Genomic DNA, 20,615 nt, shown 5'->3' on the forward strand with positions numbered 1-20,615 from the left:
CGGACTAGCTTTGCCAGGCCGCTGGTGTTGCCCCCGGTAGGGGGTGGGCGCCCGGACACGAAGTGCCGGGCAACCTGGGGGCGAGCTAAAGAACTTCGCTCGCGAAGTCGGCGAGTCTGGAGCGTTCGCCGCGCGCCAGCGTGATATGTCCGCTGTGCGGCCAGCCCTTGAACTTGTCGACCGCGAAGGTCAGGCCGGAAGAGCCCTCGGTGAGGTAGGGCGTATCGATCTGGGCCAGGTTGCCCATGCAGATGATCTTGGTGCCCGGGCCGGCCCGCGTCACCAGCGTTTTCATCTGCTTGGGCGTCAGGTTCTGCGCCTCGTCGATGATCACGTACTTGTTCAGGAAGGTACGCCCGCGCATGAAGTTCATGCTCTTGATCTTGATGCGGCTGCGGATCAGCTCGTTGGTGGCCGCGCGGCCCCATTCGCCGGCGCCGCCGCCGTCGCCCTTGGCCAGGAACTCGAGGTTGTCGTCGAGCGCGCCCATCCAGGGGCCCATCTTCTCTTCCTCGGTGCCGGGCAGGAAGCCGATGTCCTCGCCGACGCTGACGGTGGCGCGGGTCATGATGATCTCGGTGTAGCGGCGGTCGTCGAGCACCTGCGTCAGGCCCGAGGCCAGCGCCATCAGGGTCTTGCCGGTGCCGGCGGTGCCGGTCAGCGTGACGAAGTCGACGTCCGGGTCCATCAGCAGGTTCATCGCGAAGTTCTGCTCGCGGTTGCGGGTGTTCACGCCCCACACCGCGTTCTTGACCGAGCCGTAGTCCTTCAGAGTCTTGAGCACCGCGGTCTTGTCGCGGATCTCGGTCACGCGCGCATACATGCTGGGCTCGCCGGGCGCCTCGAAATACACGAACTGGTTGATGTAGAGGTTCGGCACGATCGGGCCGCTGATGCGGTAGAAGGTGCTGCTGCCGCTCTGCCAGCTCTCGACCGTCTTGCTCTGGCGGGTCCAGAAGTCGGCCGGCAGGGCGAGCGAGCCGGCGTAGAGCAGGTCGCCGTCCTCGAGCGTCTTGTCGTTCTGGTAGTCGTCGGCGGCAAGCCCCAGCGCGCGTGCCTTGACGCGCATGTTGATGTCCTTCGACACCAGCACCACTTCCTGCTTCGGCCGGCTGGGCGCGTCCTCGGCGTAGAGGTCGCGCAGCGCCTGCACCACGCCCAGGATCTGGTTGTCGGCCTTGCCCTGCGGCAGGCTGGTCGGCAGCGTGTAGTCGAGCGGCGCGGTCTGGAAGAACAGCTTGCCGCCGGCCTCGCGGTGGCCGGTGGTGTCGAGTTTCAGGCCCTTGCCGATGTCGGCACCTTGCGCGCCGGCCAGCGCGTCGAGCGTGCGGCTGGTCTGGCGGCCGTTGCGCGCGACTTCGGTGGTGCCCTTCTTGTGGCCGTCGAGCTCTTCCAGCACGATCATCGGCAGGAAGATGTCGTGCTCCTCGAAGCGGAACAGGCACATCGGATCGTGCAGCAGCACGTTGGTGTCGAGCACGAAGAGCTTCGCCGGACCGTTGGACTTGCTGCGCTTGGGGCGCTGGGCGACCTGCGGTGCCGGGGCGGGCGCGCGGACGCGGGTCTCGACCTGCACGGCCGGTTCCTGCACCGGACGCGGCGGCGCCTTGGCCCGGGGCAGCGGCGGCGGCTCGATCGCGGCGCCGGCCTCGGCCGCATGGCGATCGAACAATTCGAGCGGATGGGGCCCGTTCGAGTCGCTTTGCTCAGTCCTGCGGTCGGCCGAGCGGCGGCCGCTGCGTCCGTGCGAGGAACGGGCGGGCGCGTCGTGGGCGTCCGGCGAAAGCAGTGCGGCGCGTTTCGTGGGGGCGGGAGGCAAGGGCATGGAGGGTGTCGCTCGCAAAAGTAAAGGGGCCAGAAAGCGAAAAAGCCGCCTGAAGACCAGGGCGGCTTTTTTCGGTGGATGCGGTCGTGGAGCTCAACGGCATGAAGCCATTATGCACATCGCACGTGACGCAGCCGGTGATCGTTGCGCTTCGCCAACGCGAGCGCGAAAAACCACACGAATTCGGGTTTCAGGCGGATTTCTTGAGCGCCTTGACTGCCTTCAGGACGTCGTCGACGTGGCCCGGGACCTTGAGGCCCCGCCATTCGGCCTTCAGGATGCCGTCGGCGCCGATCAGGAAGGTGCTGCGCTCGATGCCCTTGACCTTCTTGCCGTACATGATCTTGTTCTTGACCACACCGAACATGTGGCACATCTTCTCTTCGGTATCGGCGATCAGCTCGAAGGGGAGTTCGAGCTTCGCCTTGAATTCGTCGTGCGACTTCATGTTGTCGCGCGAGACGCCGAACACGGTGGCGCCCGCCTTCTCGAAATCCTTGTAGCGATCGCGGAATTGCATCGCCTCGGTCGTGCAACCCGGGGTATTGTCCTTGGGGTAGAAGTACATGACCAGCACATGGCCGAGGTGTGAGGTGTTCGAGACCTTCAGGCCGCCTGTCGCATTGGCGTCGAATTCGGGAATGGGTTTGTTGACAACGATCGCCATGAAACTTGTTTTCTCCGTTTGATTCCATGTCCGACCCGGTCGGGATCATGGAGGATTGGTCGTTGCTTTACTGGGCTAGCTACTGGGCTGGCTACTAGGCTGGCTGCCGGTTCGCAACCCGCGATTTTACCCCGAAATGACTCCAATTGCCCTCAGGGCGACTCCAATTGCCCCTCAGGGCTTCTCGATCAACAGCGCAGCGAGCACATGGCGCCCCTCGCTCGCGAGGATGTTGTAGGTGCGGCAGGCCGCGGCCGTGTCCATGGTTTCGACGCCGGTGCGCTGCGCCATCAGGGGCTGCAGCCAGGCCGGCTGCGGGAAGCGGATGCGCTTGCCGCTGCCGAAGATGATCAGTTCGGCGCCCAGCGAGGCCAGTTGGGCGAAATGCTCGGCGCCGAGCTGGCCGAAGTCGCTGGCGTCCCACTCGAAGCGCTCCCCGCGGGAGCCGACCACGACGCTGGATTCGACCCGTTCATTGTTGATCGCGACCCAGCCCGGGCCGTGCGCAGTGAGGGTCTGGACGTCGGATTTGTCAGGCTGGAGCTTCATCGGAGAGGGGGTTGAAATGTGGTCAAATTATAGGTTTTCCCCTGCGCAGACCCCCTTGGAGGGACTTTGAAACCGCTCAAGAAATCGGCCAAGCTGGCCAATGTGCTCTACGACATCCGCGGCCCGATCATGGACGCCGCGAAGCAGATGGAGGAAGAGGGCCAGAAGATCATCAAGCTCAACATCGGCAATCTGGCCGTGTTCGGTTTCGATGCGCCCGAGGAGGTGCAGCAGGACATGATCCGCAACCTGCCGGCCTCGGCCGGCTACTCGGACAGCAAGGGCATCTTCGCGGCGCGCAAGGCGGTGATGCACGAGACCCAGAAGCAGGGCATCGCCGGCGTCACGCTCGACGACATCTACCTCGGCAACGGCGCCAGCGAGCTGATCGCGATGGCCACCAACGCGCTGCTCAACGACGGCGACGAGCTGCTGCTGCCGGCCCCGGACTATCCGCTGTGGACCGCGGTCGCGAGCCTGTCGGGCGGCCGCCCGGTGCATTACGTGTGCGACGAGGACAACGGCTGGATGCCGAGCCTCGACGATATCCGCGCCAAGATCACGCCGCGCACCCGCGGCATCGTGGTGATCAACCCGAACAATCCCACCGGCGCGCTCTACTCGGACGACCTGCTCAAGGGCATCGTCGCGATCGCCCGCGAGCACGGCCTGGTGATCTTCGCCGACGAGGTCTACGACAAGGTCCTGTACGACGGCGTCCGGCACACGGCGATCGCCAGCTTGTCGAAGGACGTCCTGACGCTGACCTTCAACTCGCTGTCCAAGAGCTATCGCTCCTGCGGCTACCGCGCCGGCTGGCTGGTGGTGTCGGGCGACAAGAAGATGGCGCGCGACTACATCGAGGGCCTCAACATGCTCTCGAACATGCGGCTGTGCGCCAACGTGCCGGGCCAGTGGGCGATCCAGACCGCGCTCGGCGGCTACCAGAGCATCAACGACCTGGTCGCCCCGGGTGGGCGCCTGCGCCGCCAGCGCGACCTGGCCTACGACCTGATCACCGCGATTCCGGGCGTGAGCTGCGTCAAGCCCAGCGCGGCGCTCTACATGTTTCCCAAGCTCGATCCGAAGGTCTACCCGATCGAGGACGACCGGCAGTTCTTCCTCGATCTGCTGAAGGAGACCAAGGTGATGCTGGTGCAGGGCACGGGCTTCAACTGGGCCACGCCCGACCATTTCAGGATCGTGTTCCTGCCGCACGAAGAGGATCTGCGCGAGGCGGTCAACCGCATCGCCGGCTTCCTCGAACGCTATCGAAACCGGGTTGCGGCCTGAGTCCCCCCATTGCTCCAGAAGACACATCGAATGAAACCCATCCAAGTTGGCCTGCTCGGCATCGGCACCGTCGGTAGCGGCACCTTCCAGGTGCTACGCCGCAATCAGGAAGAAATCAAGCGCCGCGCCGGCCGCGGCATCGAGATCACGATGGTCGCCGACCTCGACACGGCGCGCGCGAAGGCGGTGGTCGGCGAGGGCGTGCAGGTGGTCGCCGACGCGCGCGCCGTGATCGCCAACCCCGAGATCGACATCGTGGTCGAGCTGATCGGCGGCTACGGCATCGCCAGGCAGCTGGTGCTCGAGGCGATCGCCGCCGGCAAGCACGTGGTCACGGCCAACAAGGCGCTGCTCGCGGTGCACGGCACCGAGATCTTCGCGGCCGCCCATGCCAAGGGCGTGATGGTGGCCTTCGAGGCGGCGGTGGCGGGCGGCATCCCGATCATCAAGGCGCTGCGCGAAGGGCTGACGGCCAACTCGATCCAGTGGATCGCCGGCATCATCAACGGCACCACCAACTTCATCCTGTCCGAGATGCGCGACAAGGGGCTCGATTTCGCGACCGTGCTCAAGGAGGCGCAGCGCCTGGGCTACGCCGAGGCCGACCCGACCTTCGACATCGAAGGCGTCGATGCGGCGCACAAGGTCACGCTGATGAGCGCGATCGCGTTCGGCATCCCGGTGCAGTTCGACCGTGCGCACGTCGAGGGCATCACCAAGCTCGCGGCGCAGGACATCAAGTACGCCGAGCAGCTGGGCTACCGCATCAAGCTGCTGGGCGTGACCCGCCGCGTGGCGCAGGGCGTCGAGCTGCGCGTGCATCCGGCGCTGGTGCCGTCGAAGCGCCTGCTGGCCAACGTCGAGGGCGCGATGAATGCGGTGGTGGTTCACGGCGACGCCGTCGGCACCACGCTCTATTACGGCAAGGGCGCGGGCAGCGAGCCGACCGCCAGCGCGGTGATCGCCGACCTGGTCGACATCGCGCGCCTGCACACGGCCGACGCCGCGCACCGCGTGCCGCACCTGGCTTTCCATCCGGACGCGATGAGCGACCTGAAGATCGTGCCGATGGCCGAGGTCGTGACAAGCTACTACCTGCGCCTGCGCGTGGCCGACGAAGCCGGCGTGCTGGCCAAGGTCACGGGCCTGCTGGCCAGCGCGGGCATCAGCATCGACGCCGTGCTGCAGCGCGAAGCCGACGAAGTGGGCGGCGAAGGCTCGACCCAGACTGACCTCATCATCCTCACGCACGACACCCGCGAGGGCACGCTCGACGACGCCATGGCGCAGCTGCAGGCACTGCCGACCGTGCTGGCGCCGATCGTGCGCATCCGCAAGGAAGAGCTCTCCTGATGCGCTACCTGTCCACGCGCGGTCACCCGGACCGCCGCCGCTTCTGCGACATCCTGCTCGAGGGCCTGGCGCCCGACGGCGGCCTCTACCTGCCCGAGCAGTATCCGAAGGTCGATGCGGCGACGCTCCAGAAATGGCGCGGCCTGAGCTACGCCGAACTGGCTTTCGAGGTGCTCTCGCTCTACGTCGATGACATCCCGGCCGCCGACCTGAAGGCACTCTGCGCCAGGACCTACACCGCCGAAGTGTTCGGCAGCGACGAGATCGTGCCGCTGCGCGAACTCGAGGACGGCGTCTACCTCGAAGCCCTGTCGAACGGCCCGACCCTGGCCTTCAAGGACATGGCGATGCAGTTGCTCGGCAACCTGTTCGAGTACGAACTGAACCGCCGCGGCGAGCAGCTCAACATCCTCGGCGCCACCAGCGGCGACACCGGCAGCGCGGCCGAGTACGCGATGCGCGGCAAGAAGGGCGTGCGGGTCTTCATGACCTCGCCCGACGGCCGCATGAGCCCGTTCCAGCAGGCCCAGATGTTCAGCCTGCAGGACGCGAACATCCACAACATCGCCATCAGCGGCGTGTTCGACGACTGCCAGGACATCGTCAAGGCGGTGTCGAACGACCTGGGCTTCAAGCGCAAGTACAAGATCGGCACGGTCAATTCGATCAACTGGGCGCGGCTGCTGGCCCAGGTCGTGTATTACTTCGCCGGCTACTTCCAGGCCACGGCTTCGAACGACAAGCAAGTGAGCTTCACCGTGCCTTCGGGCAATTTCGGCAATGTCTGCGCGGGCCACGTGGCCCGCATGATGGGCCTGCCGATCCGCACGCTGGTGGTGGCGACCAACGAGAACGACGTGCTCGACGAGTTCTTCCGCACCGGCGTCTACCGCGTGCGCGCGGCCGCCGACACCCACGAGACCTCGAGCCCCTCGATGGACATCTCCAAGGCCAGCAACTTCGAGCGCTTCGTGTTCGACCTGGTGGGCCGCGACGGCGCCAAGACACGTGCACTCTTCGAAGGCGAACTGGGCCGCGCCGGCCGATTCGACCTGAGCGGCGACCCGGTCTTCGCCGAGGCGGCGAAGCGCTTCGGTTTCGCCAGCAGCCGCAGCACCCATGCTGACCGCCTGGCCACCATTCGCGATACCGACAAGCGCTTCGCGACACTGATCGACACCCATACCGCCGACGGCCTCAAGGCTGCGCGCGAGCACCTGGTCGCGGGCGTGCCGATGATCGTGCTCGAGACCGCGCTGCCGATCAAGTTCGCCGAGACCATCGTCGAGGCGCTGGGCCACGAGCCGGAGCGGCCTGCGCGCTTCGAGGGCATCGAGGCGCTGCCCAAGCGGGTCGTCAAGCTGCCGGCCGATGCCGAGGCCGTGAAAGCCTACATTGCCCAGCACTGCGACGACTGAGCGGGCCGACCGCGCATGAAAGTCATCGGCTTCGCCGGCTACTCGGGTGCGGGCAAGACCACGCTGGTCGAGCGGCTCATTCCTGTGCTCAGGCTGCTGGGCCAGCGCGTGTCGGTGGTCAAGCATGCGCACCACAAGTTCGACATCGACCATCCGGGCAAGGACACCTTCCGCCATCGCGAGGCCGGTGCCTTCGAGGTCGTGGTGGCCTCCGACAAGCGGCTGGCGCTGATGCGCGAGTTCGAGCGCCCGACCGAGCTCGGCGTGCACGCGCTCATCGCGGAACTCGACCACGGGGTCGACTGGGTGCTGGTCGAGGGCTTCAAGCACAGCGACCTGTTCAAGATCGAGGTCTTTCGCGCGCCCGCCGAGGGTGAGGCGCCGCGCCCGGCACGCTACCTCGAGGACGCCTTCGTCGTCGGCATCGCGACCGACGATCCCGCGCGCCTGCCCCGGCCCACCGAGCTGCCGATCTTTGACCTCGACGACGTCGATGGCATCGGCGACTGGCTGCTGCGGCATGCCGAGCGTTTCGACTACAAGGTAGACCACCATGGCTAGCGCTTCGAACCGTCCCCCCCTGATGCCGCTCGATGAGGCGCTGGCGCGATTGCTCGCCGCCGCCACGCCCCGCCTGGGCAGCGAGAGCGTGTCGACCTTCGAGGCCGACGGCCGGGTGCTGGCGCAGGACGTGGTGTCGGGCCTGACCGTGCCGCCGCGCGACAACAGCTCGATGGACGGCTACGCGGTGCGCAGAGCCGATTGCGCGACTGCGGGCACCGTGCTGCGGGTAGCGCAGCGGATTCCGGCCGGCAGTGTCGGCACGCCGCTCGCCGCCGGCACCGCGGCGCGCATCTTCACCGGCGCCCAGATCCCCGAGGGCGCCGATGCCGTCGTGATGCAGGAAGACACGGCTGCGCTGGCCGAGGAAGGCGGCCTGGGCCGCGTGCGCATCGAGATCACCCCGGCGGCCGGCCAGTGGATCCGCCGCGCCGGCGAAGACGTCGCGGCGGGCGACGTGGTCCTTGCCCGCGGCGAGCGGCTGACGCCGGCCGGACTCGGCCTGGCGGCCAGCGTCGGGCTCGACCGGCTGCAGGTGTCGAGGCGCCCGCGCGTGGCCTTGCTGTCGACCGGCGACGAACTCGTGATGCCGGGCGAGGTGGCGCCCGAGGCGATGAAGCCGGGCTCGATCTACAACTCGAACCGATTCTTCATGCGGGCCCTGCTGGTGCGGCTCGGGTGCGAGGTCAACGACCTGGGCATCGTGCCGGACCGGCGCGAGACGACCATCGAGGCGCTGGCCGCCGCATCGCTCGGCAATGACCTGATCATCACCACCGGCGGCGTCTCTGTCGGCGAGGAAGACCATATCAAGGCCGCGGTGCAGCATCTCGGCCAGCTCGATCTCTGGTCGCTGTCGATGAAGCCGGGCAAGCCCTTCGCCTATGGCCGCATCGGCGACGCGCACCTGACGGGCCTGCCGGGCAACCCGGTGTCGAGCTTCCTGACCTTCCTGTTGCTGGTGCGGCCCTTCCTCTTGACCCTGCAGGGCGCGACGCGCGTGGCGCCCGAGCCGATCGCGGTGCGGGCCGATTTCGACTGGCCGAGGGCCGACCGGCGGCGCGAGTTCCTGCGCGCCCGGCGCAATGCGGCGGGCGGGCTCGACGTGTTCGGCAACCAGAGCTCCGGCGTGCTGACCTCCATGGTCTGGGGCGACGGCGTGATCGACACGCCGGCGGGCCAGCCCTTCAAGGCCGGCGACACGGTGCAGTTCATTCCCTTCGCCTCGCTGCTCGGCTGACCATGCAAGTCAAGGTCCGTTACTTTGCTTCGGTGCGCGAGGCGCTGGGAACCGGCAGCGAGACCGTCGACACCCGCGCGGCCGACCTCGGCGCCCTGCGCGACGAACTGATCGCGCGTGGCGAACCGCATGCCAGCGCGCTGGCCCGGGGCCGGGCCGTGCGCATGGCGCTCGACCAGGTCATGAGCAGCGAGAGCGCAGCGCTGCGCGAGGGCAGCGAGGTCGCTTTCTTCCCGCCGGTCACGGGCGGCTGAGCCCCTGGAGCGTGTCGAGCAGGCGCTGGCGCCGCTCGGGCGGAACGCGGGTCATCGGCGGGCGCAGCTCGTCCTGCATCAAGCCCCGGGCGGCCAGCGCCGCCTTCAGCGGACCCGGGTTGGCATCGGAGAACATGGCTTCGATCAGGGGCAGCAGCGGCTGCCATTCGGCCCGTGCCTCGGCCAGGCGCCCCTCCTCCAGCAGGCGCAGCACCTTCACGAAGCGCTCGGTCTGCAGATGCGCACTGGCGGCGATCGCGCCGGCACCGCCTTCGGCCACCGTGGCGAAGAGTTGCGCGTCCTCGCCGGCCAGCACCTGCAGGCGGCCGTCGGCGATCAGGGCCCGGGTCTTGGCCATGTCGCCGCCGCAGTCCTTGATGCCGCGGATCCGCGGGTGGGCCGCCAGCGCCAGCAGGGTCTCGCGCTCGATCGCGACGCCGGTGCGGTATGGAATGTCGTAGACCAGGAGCGGGACCGCGCTGGCGTCGGCGATGGCCCCGAACCACTCTTCGAGGCCGGCTTGCGAAGGGCGGATGTAGCTCGGCGCCGGCACCAGCAGGCCGGCCAGGCCGCAGCCAGACAGCTTCCGGACCCAGGCCAGCGTCTTGCCGAGGTGGTAGCCCGACAGGCCCATGATGCGGGGCAGCGAGGGGGCGGCCGCGGCGACCGTCGCCAGCACCGCCATCTGCTCGTCTTCGTCGAGCGCGGCGGCCTCGCCGGTCGAGCCGCAGACCACGAAGCCGGCGATGCCGGTGGCGGCCAGCTTTTCGGCCAGCGCGGCGAGCGCGGCATGGTCGACCGCGTGGTCCCGGAACGGGGTCACGAGCGGGATCCAGAGGCCCGAGAAGTCGGGGGAAGGGGAGTGATGAGCGTCTTGCACGCAGTGGTCCTTTCAGGAATCGACCGATGGAGGAAACCACCGTCGAATGCGCGCACGCCACCCACTTCGGCCCGAGGCCTTGCAGTTCCGTCGCTCATCCGACGACGGAACCTGGGCTCCGGTCAGACGAGCTCGGGTTTTTTGGCTTTGCCTTGCAGGCGCACGCTGGCCGTTGCTTCGCGAGAAGCGGGCAGGCGTTGGAGGGCGCTGGAAGGCATCGCGCGAGTGTATCGCGGTGCCACAATCCAGGCATGAGCACCGCCCGTGTTTCGATCCAGACAGAGGACTTCGACCTGCAGCAGGAGGTCGCCGCGTTGCGTGCCGGCGACGCCGGAGTCGGCGCAGTGTGCTGCTTCATCGGCACGGTGCGCGACCGCAACGACGGCAGCGCCGTGGCCTCGATGGAACTCGAGCACTACCCGGGCATGACCGAGAAGGCGATCGAGGCCATGATCGACGAGGCCCGCAAGCGCTTCGACATCCTCGGCGCCCGCGTGATCCACCGCGTGGGCCTGCTGCAGCCGCAGGACCAGATCATGATGGTCGCCGTGACCTCGGCGCACCGCGGCCAGAGCTTCCTGGCCTGCGAGTTCCTGATGGACTACCTGAAGACCCAGGCGCCGTTCTGGAAGAAGGAAGAGACGCCCGAAGGCGCCCGCTGGGTCGATGCGCGGGCGACGGACGATGAGGCCATCGCGCGCTGGGGCATCGCCTCCGGCAATGCCGCCTGAGCCTCACTGCGGCTGGAAGCCGCTGTTCTTGATGATCTGCGCCCAGGTCTGGGTGTAGCTGCGAACGCGGCCGGCGAACTGGCCTTGCGGCATGTAGTCGACGCTCAGGCCCATCGCGGTCAGGCGCTCGCGCACATCCGGCATCTTGAGCACCTTGGCCAGCGCGACGCCGAAGCGGTCGATCACGGGCTGCGGCGTGCCGACCGGCGCGAAGATGCCGTAGTAGGGCAGGTCTTCCAGGCCCGCCAGGCCCAGTTCGGCGAAGGTCGGCACCTGCGGCAGCACGGCCTGGCGCTTGTCGCCGATCACGGCGACGACGCGGATCTTGCCGGCTTTCTGGTTCTCGATGAAGTCGGGAACCGAGCCGATGCCGGCCGAGATCTGGTTGCCCAGCATGTCGGCCAGCATCGGTGCGCTGCCGCGGTAGGGCGCAGCCTGGACGTCGATCTTGTACTTGGCGCCGATCAGCTTGACCAGGAACTCGGGGATCGAGGCCGGCGCCGGGACACCGATCGTGTCCTTGCCGCCGCGCTCCTTCCTGACCCAGGCCACGTAGTCGCTGACCGACTTGGCGGGCGTGCCGCCCGACACCGCGAGCGCATTGGCGAAGGTGGCGAAGCCGGCCACCGGCACGAAATCGCGCGCCGCATCGAAGCCCGGGTTCTTCACCACCAGCGGCAGGATCGAGATCGAATGGTCGTGCGAGAGGAACAGCGTGTGGCCGTCGGCCGGCGCGGCTTTCAGCGCCTGGGCGGCGATCTGGCCGCCGGCCCCGGCACGGTTGTCGACCACCACGGAGGTGCCCAGCTCGTCCTTGAGCTTCTCGGCCAGCGTGCGGGCGATCACGTCGGTGCCGCCGCCGGCCGGAAAGCCGACCAGCAGCCGGATCGGCGCGCCGGCCGGCTGGGCCAGCGCCACGCCTCCAGCGGCCAGAAGGCCAGCCGCGAAAAGGCCGCGCATGAGGCGCGTGGCGCCACTCCATGTTGACTTCAGCATCTATCGACTCCAATGATTGCGGGTAGAAAAAAGTCCGGACGGTCTTGAACTCGCCACGGAACGGCCCTATTTTGAATGCAGGAATCAAGCCATGCGACAAGACAAACTCACCACCAAATTCCAGGAAGCCCTCGCCGACTCGCAGTCGCTCGCGCTGGGAAACGACAACGCTTATATCGAACCGGCGCACTTGCTGGTCGCGATGCTGCGCCAGGACGACGGACCGCGTGCGCTGCTCGAGCGCGCCGGCGCCAATGTGCCGGGCCTGCTGCAGGCCGCCGAGGCGGCGATCAAGAAGCTGCCGAAGGTCGAGGGCCATGACCAGGTGCAGGTCGGCCCCGAACTGGGCAAGCTGCTGCAGGCGACCGAGAAGGAATCGATCAAGCGCAACGACCAGTTCATTGCCAGCGAACTGTTCCTGCTCGCGCTCGCCGACAGCAAGGCCGACATCGGCAACCTCGCGCGCAGCAATGGCGTGACGCGCAAGTCGCTCGAGGCCGCGATCGATGCGGTGCGCGGCGGCCAGGCCGTCAACAGCGCCGACGCCGAAGGCCAGCGCGAGGCCCTCAAGAAATACTGCCTCGACCTCACCGAGCGCGCCCGCCTGGGCAAGCTCGACCCGGTGATTGGCCGCGACGAGGAAATCCGCCGCGCGATCCAGGTGCTGCAGCGCCGCACCAAGAACAACCCGGTGCTGATCGGCGAGCCGGGTGTCGGCAAGACGGCGATCGTCGAGGGCCTGGCCCAGCGCATCGTCGCCGGCGAGGTGCCCGATTCGCTCAAGGGCAAGCGCGTGCTGTCGCTCGACATGGCGGCGCTGCTGGCCGGCGCCAAGTTCCGCGGCGAGTTCGAGGAGCGGCTCAAGACCGTGCTCAACGAACTCGCGAAGGACGAAGGCCAGACCATCGTCTTCATCGACGAGCTGCACACCATGGTCGGCGCCGGCAAGGCCGAAGGCGCGATGGACGCCGGCAACATGCTCAAGCCCGCCCTGGCGCGCGGCGAGCTGCACTGCGTCGGCGCCACCACGCTCGACGAATACCGCAAGTACATCGAGAAGGATGCCGCGCTGGAGCGCCGCTTCCAGAAGATCCTCGTGGGCGAGCCGAGCGTCGAGGCCACGGTCGCGATCCTGCGCGGCCTGAAGGAAAAGTACGAGGTCCACCACGGCGTCGACATCACCGACCCGGCGATCGTCGCCGCGGCCGAGCTGTCCGACCGCTACATCACCGACCGCTTCCTGCCTGACAAGGCGATCGACCTGATCGACGAGGCGGCGGCCAAGATCAAGATCGAGATGGACTCCAAGCCCGAGGTCATGGACCGGCTCGACCGCCGCCTGATCCAGCTGCAGATCGAGCGCGAAGCCGTGCGCCGCGAGAAAGACGAGGCTTCGCAGAAGCGCTTCGGCCTGATCGAGGACGACATCGCGAAGCTGCAGAAGGAGATCGCCGACCTCGACGAAGTCTGGCAGGCCGAGAAGGCGCAGGCCCAGGGCAGTGCGCAGATCCGCGAGGAGATCGACAAGATCAAGTTCCAGATCGCCGAGTTCACCAGCAAGGGCGACTTCAACAAGGTCGCCGAGCTGCAGTACGGGAAGCTGCCGGGGCTCGAGAAGCGGCTCAAGGAAGCGCAGGACACCGAGGCCAGCAAGGGCAAGTCCAGCGCGCCTACGTTGCTGCGCACGCAGGTCGGCGCCGAGGAGATCGCGGAGGTGGTGGCACGCGCCACCGGCATCCCGGTGTCCAAGCTGATGCAGGGCGAGCGCGACAAGCTGCTCATGATGGAGGGCAAGCTGCACGAGCGTGTGGTCGGCCAGGACGAGGCCATCGGTGCGGTCGCCAACGCGATCCGCCGCTCGCGCTCGGGCCTCGCGGACCCGAACCGCCCGACCGGGTCGTTCCTGTTCCTCGGGCCCACGGGCGTGGGCAAGACCGAGCTGTGCAAGGCGCTCGCCGGCTTCCTGTTCGACAGCGAAGACCACCTCATTCGCGTCGACATGAGCGAGTTCATGGAGAAGCATTCGGTCGCCCGCCTGATCGGCGCGCCGCCGGGCTACGTGGGCTACGAAGAAGGCGGCTACCTGACCGAGGCGGTGCGCCGCAAGCCCTACAGCGTGCTCTTGCTCGACGAGGTCGAGAAGGCCCACCCGGACGTCTTCAACGTGCTGCTGCAAGTGCTGGACGACGGCCGCCTGACCGATGGCCAGGGCCGCACCGTGAACTTCAAGAACACGGTGATCGTGATGACCAGCAACATCGGCTCGCCGATCATCCAGTCGATGGTGGGCAGGCCGGCCGAGGAGATCAAGGAAGCGGTCTGGGACGAGCTCAAGAACTACTTCAGGCCCGAGTTCCTGAACCGCATCGACGAGACCGTGGTGTTCCACGCGCTCGACGCCAAGAACATCGAGGCGATCGCGGCGATCCAGCTCAAGGTGCTGAAGGACCGCCTGGCCAAGATGGACCTGGGGCTGGAGGTGTCGCCGGCGGCGCTGGCCGAGATCGCCAAGGTCGGTTTCGACCCGGTGTTCGGTGCCCGGCCGCTGAAGCGGGCGATCCAGCAGCGGATCGAGAACCCGCTGTCGAAGCTGCTGCTGGACGGCAGCTTCGGGCCCAAGGACACGATCAGCGTCGGGACCGATCCGATCCGCGCGCCTGGGCAGTTCACGTTCACCAATGACCGGGAACCCCTGGCCGAGGCCGTATCCTAAGAACGATGCTGAATTTCTTTCTCCGTCTGGTCTTCTTCATGCTGGGCCTGGTCTTCGCGGCCAGCCTGGCGGTCGCCGTGCTGCTGCTGGCGGCCGTCTGGGGGCTGCGCTACGCCTGGGCCCGCCTGACCGGCAAGCCGGTGCAGCCGTGGGTCATGCGCTTCGACCCTCGCGGCGGCTTCGACCGTTTTCGCGCCGCGGGCCGACCGGCCGAGCCGACGGCGGCCGACGTCGCGGGCGCCCGGGCCCAGGGGCAGGCGGCCGATGCGCCGGTGCGCCTGCGCGATCCGGGCGTGGTCACCGACGTGCAGGCGCGGCCGGTGTCGCGCGACGACTGACACCCCGGGGCCGGTCAAAATAGCGGATGTCCACGCCGCGCCCGCCCGTCCTCGTCGAACCGCTCGAAGTCGAGTTCAGCGCGATCCGCGCGCAGGGCGCGGGCGGCCAGAACGTCAACAAGGTCTCGAGCGCGGTGCATCTGCGCTTCGACATTCCCGCCAGTTCGCTGCCTGAGGACGTCAAGGAACGGCTGCTTGCCCTGCGCGACAGCCGCATCACGCAGGAAGGCGTGCTGGTGCTGAAGGCGCAGAAGCACCGCAGCCAGGACATGAACCGCGCCGACGCGCTGGCGCGGCTGCAGGAACTGGTCGACGGCGTCGCCGTCGCGCCGCGCGTGCGGCGCGCCACCAAGCCGAGCTACGGCTCGAAGCAGCGACGGCTGGCGGGCAAGAGCCAGCGCTCGGAGATCAAGAGCTTGCGCGGGCCGGTGCGGGACTGAGGTCCTGCGGCGTGCCACCCGGACGCGAGAGCGCAGCCAGCGCCTCCGCATCTGTGCGGTAGCTGAACAGCATCGGCCCCGGCGCCAGCAGCCCGGCGCGTTCGAGCACCTGCTGCGCCGGCAGCTTCAGGCCCGAGATGTGCAGCCGCACGCCCTGCGACTCCAGCAGGCGGCGGATGCTGCCGAACACCTCGGCGCCGGTGATGTCGATCCGGTTGATCGGGTAGGCGAACAGGCAGACGTCGGTCAGCCCGGGCCGTTGGGCCAGCGCCACCGTGATGGCGCGCTCCAGCGTGCTGGCGGATGCGAAGTCGAGTTCGGCGTCCATCCGCAGCGCGTACAGGTCGGGCGCCAGCGGCGGCAGGTGCCACAGGTGGCGGTCGCGCAGGCTGCCGTCCGGGTGCAGGCCGACCTCGATGATGCGCGGGTGCAGGTGGCGGTACATGTAGTGCGCCAGCGCCGCCAGCAGGCCGCCCAGCACGCCCCAGTAGATCGACGGCGCGGTGGCGATGGTCAGCACGAAGGTGCCGAGCGCGATCGCGGCCTCGATGCGCGAGATCCGCCACAGGGCCACGAAGGCCGAAGGCCGCAGCAAGCCGATGGTGGCGGTGGCGACGATCGCCGCCAGCACCGCCTGCGGCACGTGGTAGAGCAGCGGCATGGCCCAGAGCAGCGCGGCCGCCACCACGGCCACGCTGAACAGCGTCGCCCACTGGGTCTTGGCGCCGGCGTACAGCGTGATGGCCGAACGCGAGAACGAGGAGCTGGTCGGGAACGATCCTGTCAGGCCCGAGGCGATCTTGCCCAGCCCCTGGCCGATCAGGTCCTGGTTCTCGTTCCAGAGCTTGCCGGCGCGGGCGTTGTCGACCTTGGCGCTCGATGCGGTCTCCAGGAAGCTCACCAGCGTGACCAGGAAGGCCGGCAGCAGCAGGTTGCCGAGTTCGTTGACCGTGAGGCCGCCCGGCCAGTAGAAGTGCGGCAGGCCCGCGGGCAGCTTGCCGATCACCGCGCCGCCGTTCAGCGCATAGCCGACCGCGGCACTGATCGCCGCGGCGGCCGCGACCAGCGCCATGGTGGTCGGGAACTTGGGCGCCAGCCGCTTGCCGAGCCACAGCATCGCCATGCCGCCGAGCCCGAAGGCGATCGCGACCAGGTCGGGCAGCGGGCCATGCATCACCTGGACCACCGAGCGGCCGGTGTAGCCCAGCAGGGCCGGCAGCTGCGACAGCGTGATCAGCACCGCCGCGCCCTGCGTGAAGCCCATCAGCACCGGCGAATTGACCATTCGCAGCAGCCAGCCGAAGCGGGCCGCGCCCAGCGTGACCTGCATCAGTCCCGACAGCAGCGTGAGCCAGACCGCGTAGGCCACCCATTCGGCGCTGCCCGGGATCGCCAGCGGCGCCAGCGAGGCGCCGACCAGCAGGCTGGTCAGCGCAGTGGGCCCGACCGACAGCCGGGCCGAGGAGCTGAAGAGCAACGCGATCAAGGCCGGCAGCAGCGCGGCGTAGACGCCGGTCACCAGCGGCATGCCCGCCAGCGCCGCGTACGCCACGCCCTGCGGGATGACCATCAGCGCGACGGTGACGCCGGCCGCGGCCTCGTTGACGAGCAGGGCCCGGTCGGGGCGTGGCCAGGTCAGGAAGGGGAGCCAGCGCTCGAGCTGGTCGCGGGTCAGGGCCATGCGCGGTGTCCGCGGGGTGTTGGGGAATGCACCCGCCGATGATACGAAAGCGCCAAGGTAGATTCCCTCCATGACCGAACTGCGATCCCTTTTCGACGCCCAGCACCGGGCCAGCCGCGAGACCGCCGACCTGTCGGTCGCCGAGCGGCGCGATCGCGTGCGGCGGGTGCAGCGCCTGCTCGACCAGCACGGGGAAGCGATCTCGGCCGCGGTCGAGGCCGACTTCGGCGTCCGTTCCGCGGCGCTTACCGAAGTGGCCGACCTGCTGGTGCTGCGCAGCCTGCTCAAGCAGCTGCTGCACCGCGTCGAGGCCTGGAGCCGGCCGGTGCGCGTGCGCACGCCGCTGCAGCTGAAGCCCGCGCGGGCCTTCGTCCAGCGCCAGCCGCTGGGCGTGGTCGGCGTGATCTCGCCCTGGAACTATCCGCTTCAGCTGTCGCTCGGGCCGGCGGCGACCGCGCTGGCGGCGGGCAACCGCGTGATGCTCAAGCCGAGCGAACTCACGCCGCGCACCTCGGCACTGCTGGCAGAGCTGATCCGGCAGGCTTTCGCCCCGGAGGAATTCACCGTGGTGCAGGGCGATGCCGACGTTGCCGCGCGCTTCGCGAGCCTGCCCTTCGACCACCTGTTCTTCACCGGCTCGACCGCGGTCGGGCGCAAGGTGGCGCAGGCCGCGGCGGCCAACCTGACGCCGACCACGCTCGAGCTGGGCGGCAAGTCGCCGTGCATCGTCGATGCCTCGGCCGACCTGGAAAAGGCGGCGCTGCGCATCGCGCACGGCAAGCTGCTCAATGCGGGCCAGACCTGCATCGCACCCGACTATGTGCTGCTGCCGCGCGGCCGCGAGGATGCGTTCGCGGCCGCCTGGCAGCGCGCGGTGGCGCGGCTGTTCCCGCGCTTCGACGGCAATCCCGACTACGCATCGATCCTGGGCGAGGGCCACCTGGCGCGCCTGCGTGCGCTGCTCCAGGAGGCGAAGGACAGCGGCGCCCGCATCGAGCAGGCGGCCGCTGCCGGGCCGCCGGGCTCGCGCCAGCTGGCACCGGCGCTCGTCATCGGTCCGGACGCCGGTCTGCGGCTGCTGCGCGAGGAAATCTTCGGCCCCATCCTGCCGGTGCTGCCCTGCGACGACGGCGACGAGGCGATCCGCTACATCAACGCCCGTCCGCGGCCGCTGGCGCTCTACTGGTTCGGCACCGACACGGCGGCCCGCGACCGCGTGCTGGCGCGCACCGTGAGCGGCGGCGTGACGGTCAACGACACGCTGATGCACATCGTGCACGACAACCTGCCGTTCGGCGGCGTCGGCGAGAGCGGCTGGGGTTCCTACCACGGCGAGGTCGGCTTCCTGCGCTTCACCCAGCAGAAGGCGGTGCTGGTGCAGTCGCGCTGGTCGGCCGGCGCGATGATCTACCCGCCGTACGGCCAGAGGTTCCGCCGCATGATGAAGCTGTTGCGGCTGCTCTGATGAAGCCCCGGCGTCAGCCGCGCTTCTTGTGCTGGAAGGCGGTCGGGGACTGCCCGGTGGCGGCCTTGAACATCGCGCAGAAGGCGCTGTCGGTGGCGTAGCCGCTGGCCGAGGCCACCAGGCTCACCGCCATGCCGCGCGCCAGCAGCGGCAGCGCATGGGCCAGCACCGCCTGCTGGCGCCATTGCTGCCAGCTCATGCCGAGCTGGTCGCGAAAGAGCCGCGCCACGGTGCGCTCGCTGGCGCCGATCTGCTGCGCCCGCTCGGCCAGCGTGGCCCGGTTGGCCGGATTGCGCAGCAGCGCCTCGCACAACTGGCGCAGGCGCTTGTCGGTGGGAAGCGGCACGTCGATGCGGATCTGGGTGGCGCGCTCGAGCTCGTCGACCAGCAGCGGCGCGATCCAGCGCTCGCGCTGGGCGGCGTGCGGGTCGGCCGGCGGCAGCCCGTCGGGCGTGGTGTCCAGCGCCAGCATCAGCGCGCGCAGCAGCGGACTGATCTCGAGCACCTCGCAGCGCTCCCAGGCCGGGCCGAGCCAGCTGTGGAGGTAGACGGTGCGCAGCTCGGCATCCTCGATCAGCGAGATGCTGTGCGGCATGTCGGCTGGTACCCAGAGGGCGCGCGAGGGCGGCACGATGTAGCTGCCGTCCTCGGTGCTCAGGCGGATCACGCCACGGGTCGAGAAGGTCAGCTGCGGCCAGGGATGCTGGTGCAGCTCGACCTGCGTGTCGGCGTTGAGGAAGTGCTCCTTGGCCCGCAACGGACGCAGCGCATCGGGCGCGTAGAGATGCGGCGTGAGCGGGCCGACGCTGTTGGCGGGCGCGGAGCCGGGAGCGCGGTCGGTCGCGGAAGGGGCAGCGATGGGCGGCATGAATTCGACAAATCTTGTCTCTGTATCGCCATTCTGCCGCTCCGACCCGGCTTAGGATCGACCCCCGAGCCAGTTTCTTGTAGCAATCCATGTCTTCCGCCTCCCATTCCCCCGCCGCGCCCACCGTGCGTTCCGACGTCAAGCTGATCGGCCTGGTCGGCCTCGCGCATGCCGTCAGCCACTTCAGCCAGCTGTTGCTGGCGCCGCTGTTCCCGTGGCTGAAGGACGCCTTCAATGTCAGCTACACCGAGCTCGGCGCGGTGCTGACCGCGTTCTTCGTGGTCTCCTGCGTGGTGCAGGCCGCCTCGGGCTTCATCGTCGACAAGCTCGGCCCGCGGCCGGTTCTGTTCGTCGGGCTGGGCCTGCTCGGGCTGGCGGCCTTCGGCTATGCGCTGGCGCAGAACTACTGGATGCTGCTCGGCGCGGCGGTCGTCGCCGGCGTCGGCAACGGCGTGTTCCATCCCGTGGACTACACCCTGTTCAACCGCAAGGTGGCGCCGACGCGCCTGGGCCACGCCTACAGCGTGCACGGCATCACGGGCAGCCTGGGCTGGGCGCTGGCACCGGCCATGATGGTGCCGCTGGCGATGGCTTTCGGCTGGCGCGTGGCGCTGGCGGCGGGCGGCGGCGTGGCGGTGGTGGTGCTGCTGGTGCTGTGGCTCAACCGCAGCGTGCTGTCGCTCGACGTCAAGGCGGTGCAGCACGCGACCGGCACGGCCGGCCCGGCGGCGGCGGGCGGCGAATTCGCCTTCCTGAAGATCCCGGCGGTCTGGATGTGCTTCGGCTTCTTCTTCTTCTATGCCATGGCCCTGAGCGTGGTGCAGACCTTTGCGCCGTCCGCGGCCGGACGGCTGCACGACGTGCCGGTGGCGCTGATCGCGATGTGCCTGACGATCTACATGGTCGCCAGTGCGGCCGGCATGGTGGTGGGCGGCTTCCTGGCCTCGGACCCGACGCGCTGCGAGCGCATCGTCGGTGGCGGTTTCGGGGTGGCGGCGGGGCTCGCGCTGGTGCTGGCCCTGGCCGACTTCGCGCCGGTGCTGGTGCCGGTGATGTTCGGCGCCATGGGCTTCGCCTCGGGCATCGCCGGGCCGTCGCGCGACCTGCTGGTCAAGCGCTCGACCCCGGCCAATGCCACGGGCCGCGTCTACGGCGTGGTGTATGCCGGGCTCGACATCGGTCAGGCGGTGGCGCCGCTGATCTTCGGCCGGCTCATGGACCACGGCCAGTACGTCAGCGTGATCGTCGGGCTGGCGGTGGTGCAGGGCGTGCTGATCGCCAGCGCTTTCAATGTCCGGCGGGTGCGGCGCGAGGCGCTGGTGCCGGCCTCGGCCTGACCGCCG

At 68.7% G+C, this 20,615-nt stretch carries 19 protein-coding genes; 12 read left to right on the plus strand and 7 right to left on the minus strand.

Translation table 11 applies throughout. The features are described 5' to 3' along the window. Positions 1–85: 85 nt before the first annotated feature. The 3 genes from QZH52_RS27965 to QZH52_RS27975 form a co-directional block, all read right to left on the minus strand. Complete coding sequence (locus QZH52_RS27965; protein ID WP_301814077.1) at positions 86–1,825, minus strand: PhoH family protein; 1,740 nt, start codon at positions 1,823–1,825, stop codon at positions 86–88. 190 nt (positions 1,826–2,015) lie between these two features. Beyond that, positions 2,016–2,492, minus strand: a complete 477-nt coding sequence (locus tag QZH52_RS27970; RefSeq protein ID WP_286507466.1) for a peroxiredoxin — start codon at positions 2,490–2,492, stop codon at positions 2,016–2,018. Between the two features lie 174 nt (positions 2,493–2,666). Next, positions 2,667–3,041: an Mth938-like domain-containing protein gene (locus QZH52_RS27975; RefSeq protein ID WP_286524426.1), complete on the minus strand. Its 375-nt coding sequence runs from the start codon at positions 3,039–3,041 to the stop codon at positions 2,667–2,669. A 66-nt stretch (positions 3,042–3,107) separates the two neighbouring features. On the opposite strand from QZH52_RS27975, the gene QZH52_RS27980 reads away from it, so the two are divergent. Genes QZH52_RS27980 through moaD form a run of 6 tightly spaced genes read left to right on the plus strand, consistent with a single transcriptional unit; the run spans position 3,108 to position 9,160 of the window. Continuing rightward, a complete protein-coding gene (locus QZH52_RS27980; RefSeq protein ID WP_286532708.1) occupies positions 3,108–4,334 on the plus strand; it encodes a pyridoxal phosphate-dependent aminotransferase in 1,227 nt (408 codons plus the stop codon). Between the two features lie 30 nt (positions 4,335–4,364). Further along, on the plus strand, positions 4,365–5,687 hold the full coding sequence (locus QZH52_RS27985) for a homoserine dehydrogenase (protein ID WP_286532710.1): 1,323 nt from the start codon (positions 4,365–4,367) through the stop codon (positions 5,685–5,687). Continuing rightward, a complete protein-coding gene (gene thrC, locus QZH52_RS27990; RefSeq protein WP_301814080.1) occupies positions 5,687–7,105 on the plus strand; it encodes a threonine synthase in 1,419 nt (472 codons plus the stop codon). Before QZH52_RS27985 ends, thrC begins: the two co-directional genes overlap by 1 nt. 15 nt (positions 7,106–7,120) lie before the next feature. Beyond that, on the plus strand, positions 7,121–7,666 hold the full coding sequence (gene mobB, locus QZH52_RS27995; RefSeq protein ID WP_286532716.1) for a molybdopterin-guanine dinucleotide biosynthesis protein B: 546 nt from the start codon (positions 7,121–7,123) through the stop codon (positions 7,664–7,666). Then, positions 7,659–8,906, plus strand: a complete 1,248-nt coding sequence (locus QZH52_RS28000) for a molybdopterin molybdotransferase MoeA (protein WP_301814082.1) — start codon at positions 7,659–7,661, stop codon at positions 8,904–8,906. Before mobB ends, QZH52_RS28000 begins: the two co-directional genes overlap by 8 nt. 2 nt (positions 8,907–8,908) lie before the next feature. Beyond that, the gene (gene moaD, locus QZH52_RS28005; protein ID WP_301814084.1) at positions 8,909–9,160 is read left to right on the plus strand and encodes a molybdopterin converting factor subunit 1; all 252 of its coding nucleotides are present in this window, start codon (positions 8,909–8,911) and stop codon (positions 9,158–9,160) included. Here the strand turns inward: moaD and dapA are convergent. Further along, the gene (gene dapA / locus QZH52_RS28010) at positions 9,147–10,040 is read right to left on the minus strand and encodes a 4-hydroxy-tetrahydrodipicolinate synthase (protein WP_301814085.1); all 894 of its coding nucleotides are present in this window, start codon (positions 10,038–10,040) and stop codon (positions 9,147–9,149) included. The genes moaD and dapA overlap by 14 nt on opposite strands. A 251-nt stretch (positions 10,041–10,291) precedes the next feature. Here dapA and QZH52_RS28015 point away from each other — a divergent pair, with 251 nt between their 5' ends. After that, a complete protein-coding gene (locus QZH52_RS28015; RefSeq protein WP_301814086.1) occupies positions 10,292–10,771 on the plus strand; it encodes a molybdenum cofactor biosynthesis protein MoaE in 480 nt (159 codons plus the stop codon). A 3-nt stretch (positions 10,772–10,774) separates the two neighbouring features. On the opposite strand, the gene QZH52_RS28020 is transcribed toward QZH52_RS28015, so the two are convergent. Then, entirely contained in the window at positions 10,775–11,767 is a 993-nt protein-coding gene (locus QZH52_RS28020; protein WP_436411641.1) for a Bug family tripartite tricarboxylate transporter substrate binding protein, read from the minus strand. Between the two features lie 91 nt (positions 11,768–11,858). On the opposite strand from QZH52_RS28020, the gene clpB reads away from it, so the two are divergent. The 3 genes from clpB to arfB are packed head-to-tail and all read left to right on the plus strand — an operon-like array spanning position 11,859 to position 15,258. Continuing rightward, positions 11,859–14,480 (plus strand): ATP-dependent chaperone ClpB, encoded by a 2,622-nt coding sequence (gene clpB, locus QZH52_RS28025; RefSeq protein WP_301814088.1) that lies wholly within the window; start codon positions 11,859–11,861, stop codon positions 14,478–14,480. Between the two features lie 5 nt (positions 14,481–14,485). Then, positions 14,486–14,818, plus strand: coding sequence for a hypothetical protein (locus QZH52_RS28030; RefSeq protein WP_286524405.1), 333 nt, complete (start codon positions 14,486–14,488; stop codon positions 14,816–14,818). Between the two features lie 26 nt (positions 14,819–14,844). Further along, entirely contained in the window at positions 14,845–15,258 is a 414-nt protein-coding gene (arfB, locus tag QZH52_RS28035; RefSeq protein WP_286524403.1) for an alternative ribosome rescue aminoacyl-tRNA hydrolase ArfB, read from the plus strand. Here the strand turns inward: arfB and QZH52_RS28040 are convergent. Further along, positions 15,227–16,939: a SulP family inorganic anion transporter gene (locus QZH52_RS28040; protein ID WP_301814092.1), complete on the minus strand. Its 1,713-nt coding sequence runs from the start codon at positions 16,937–16,939 to the stop codon at positions 15,227–15,229. The genes arfB and QZH52_RS28040 overlap by 32 nt on opposite strands. Positions 16,940–17,009: 70 nt before the next feature. Between QZH52_RS28040 and QZH52_RS28045 the strand changes: the two genes are divergently transcribed. Beyond that, the gene (locus tag QZH52_RS28045) at positions 17,010–18,404 is read left to right on the plus strand and encodes a coniferyl aldehyde dehydrogenase (RefSeq protein ID WP_301814094.1); all 1,395 of its coding nucleotides are present in this window, start codon (positions 17,010–17,012) and stop codon (positions 18,402–18,404) included. A 13-nt stretch (positions 18,405–18,417) separates the two neighbouring features. Here QZH52_RS28045 and QZH52_RS28050 read toward each other — a convergent pair whose 3' ends face one another. Continuing rightward, on the minus strand, positions 18,418–19,272 hold the full coding sequence (locus QZH52_RS28050) for an AraC family transcriptional regulator (protein ID WP_286524395.1): 855 nt from the start codon (positions 19,270–19,272) through the stop codon (positions 18,418–18,420). 89 nt (positions 19,273–19,361) lie between these two features. On the opposite strand from QZH52_RS28050, the gene QZH52_RS28055 reads away from it, so the two are divergent. Continuing rightward, on the plus strand, positions 19,362–20,609 hold the full coding sequence (locus tag QZH52_RS28055) for an MFS transporter (RefSeq protein ID WP_301814096.1): 1,248 nt from the start codon (positions 19,362–19,364) through the stop codon (positions 20,607–20,609). The last annotated feature ends 6 nt before the right edge of the window (positions 20,610–20,615 follow it).

The organism is Variovorax ginsengisoli (genome assembly GCF_030486595.1).
In the GTDB taxonomy this organism is placed as follows: Bacteria; Pseudomonadota; Gammaproteobacteria; order Burkholderiales; family Burkholderiaceae_C; genus Variovorax; species Variovorax ginsengisoli_B.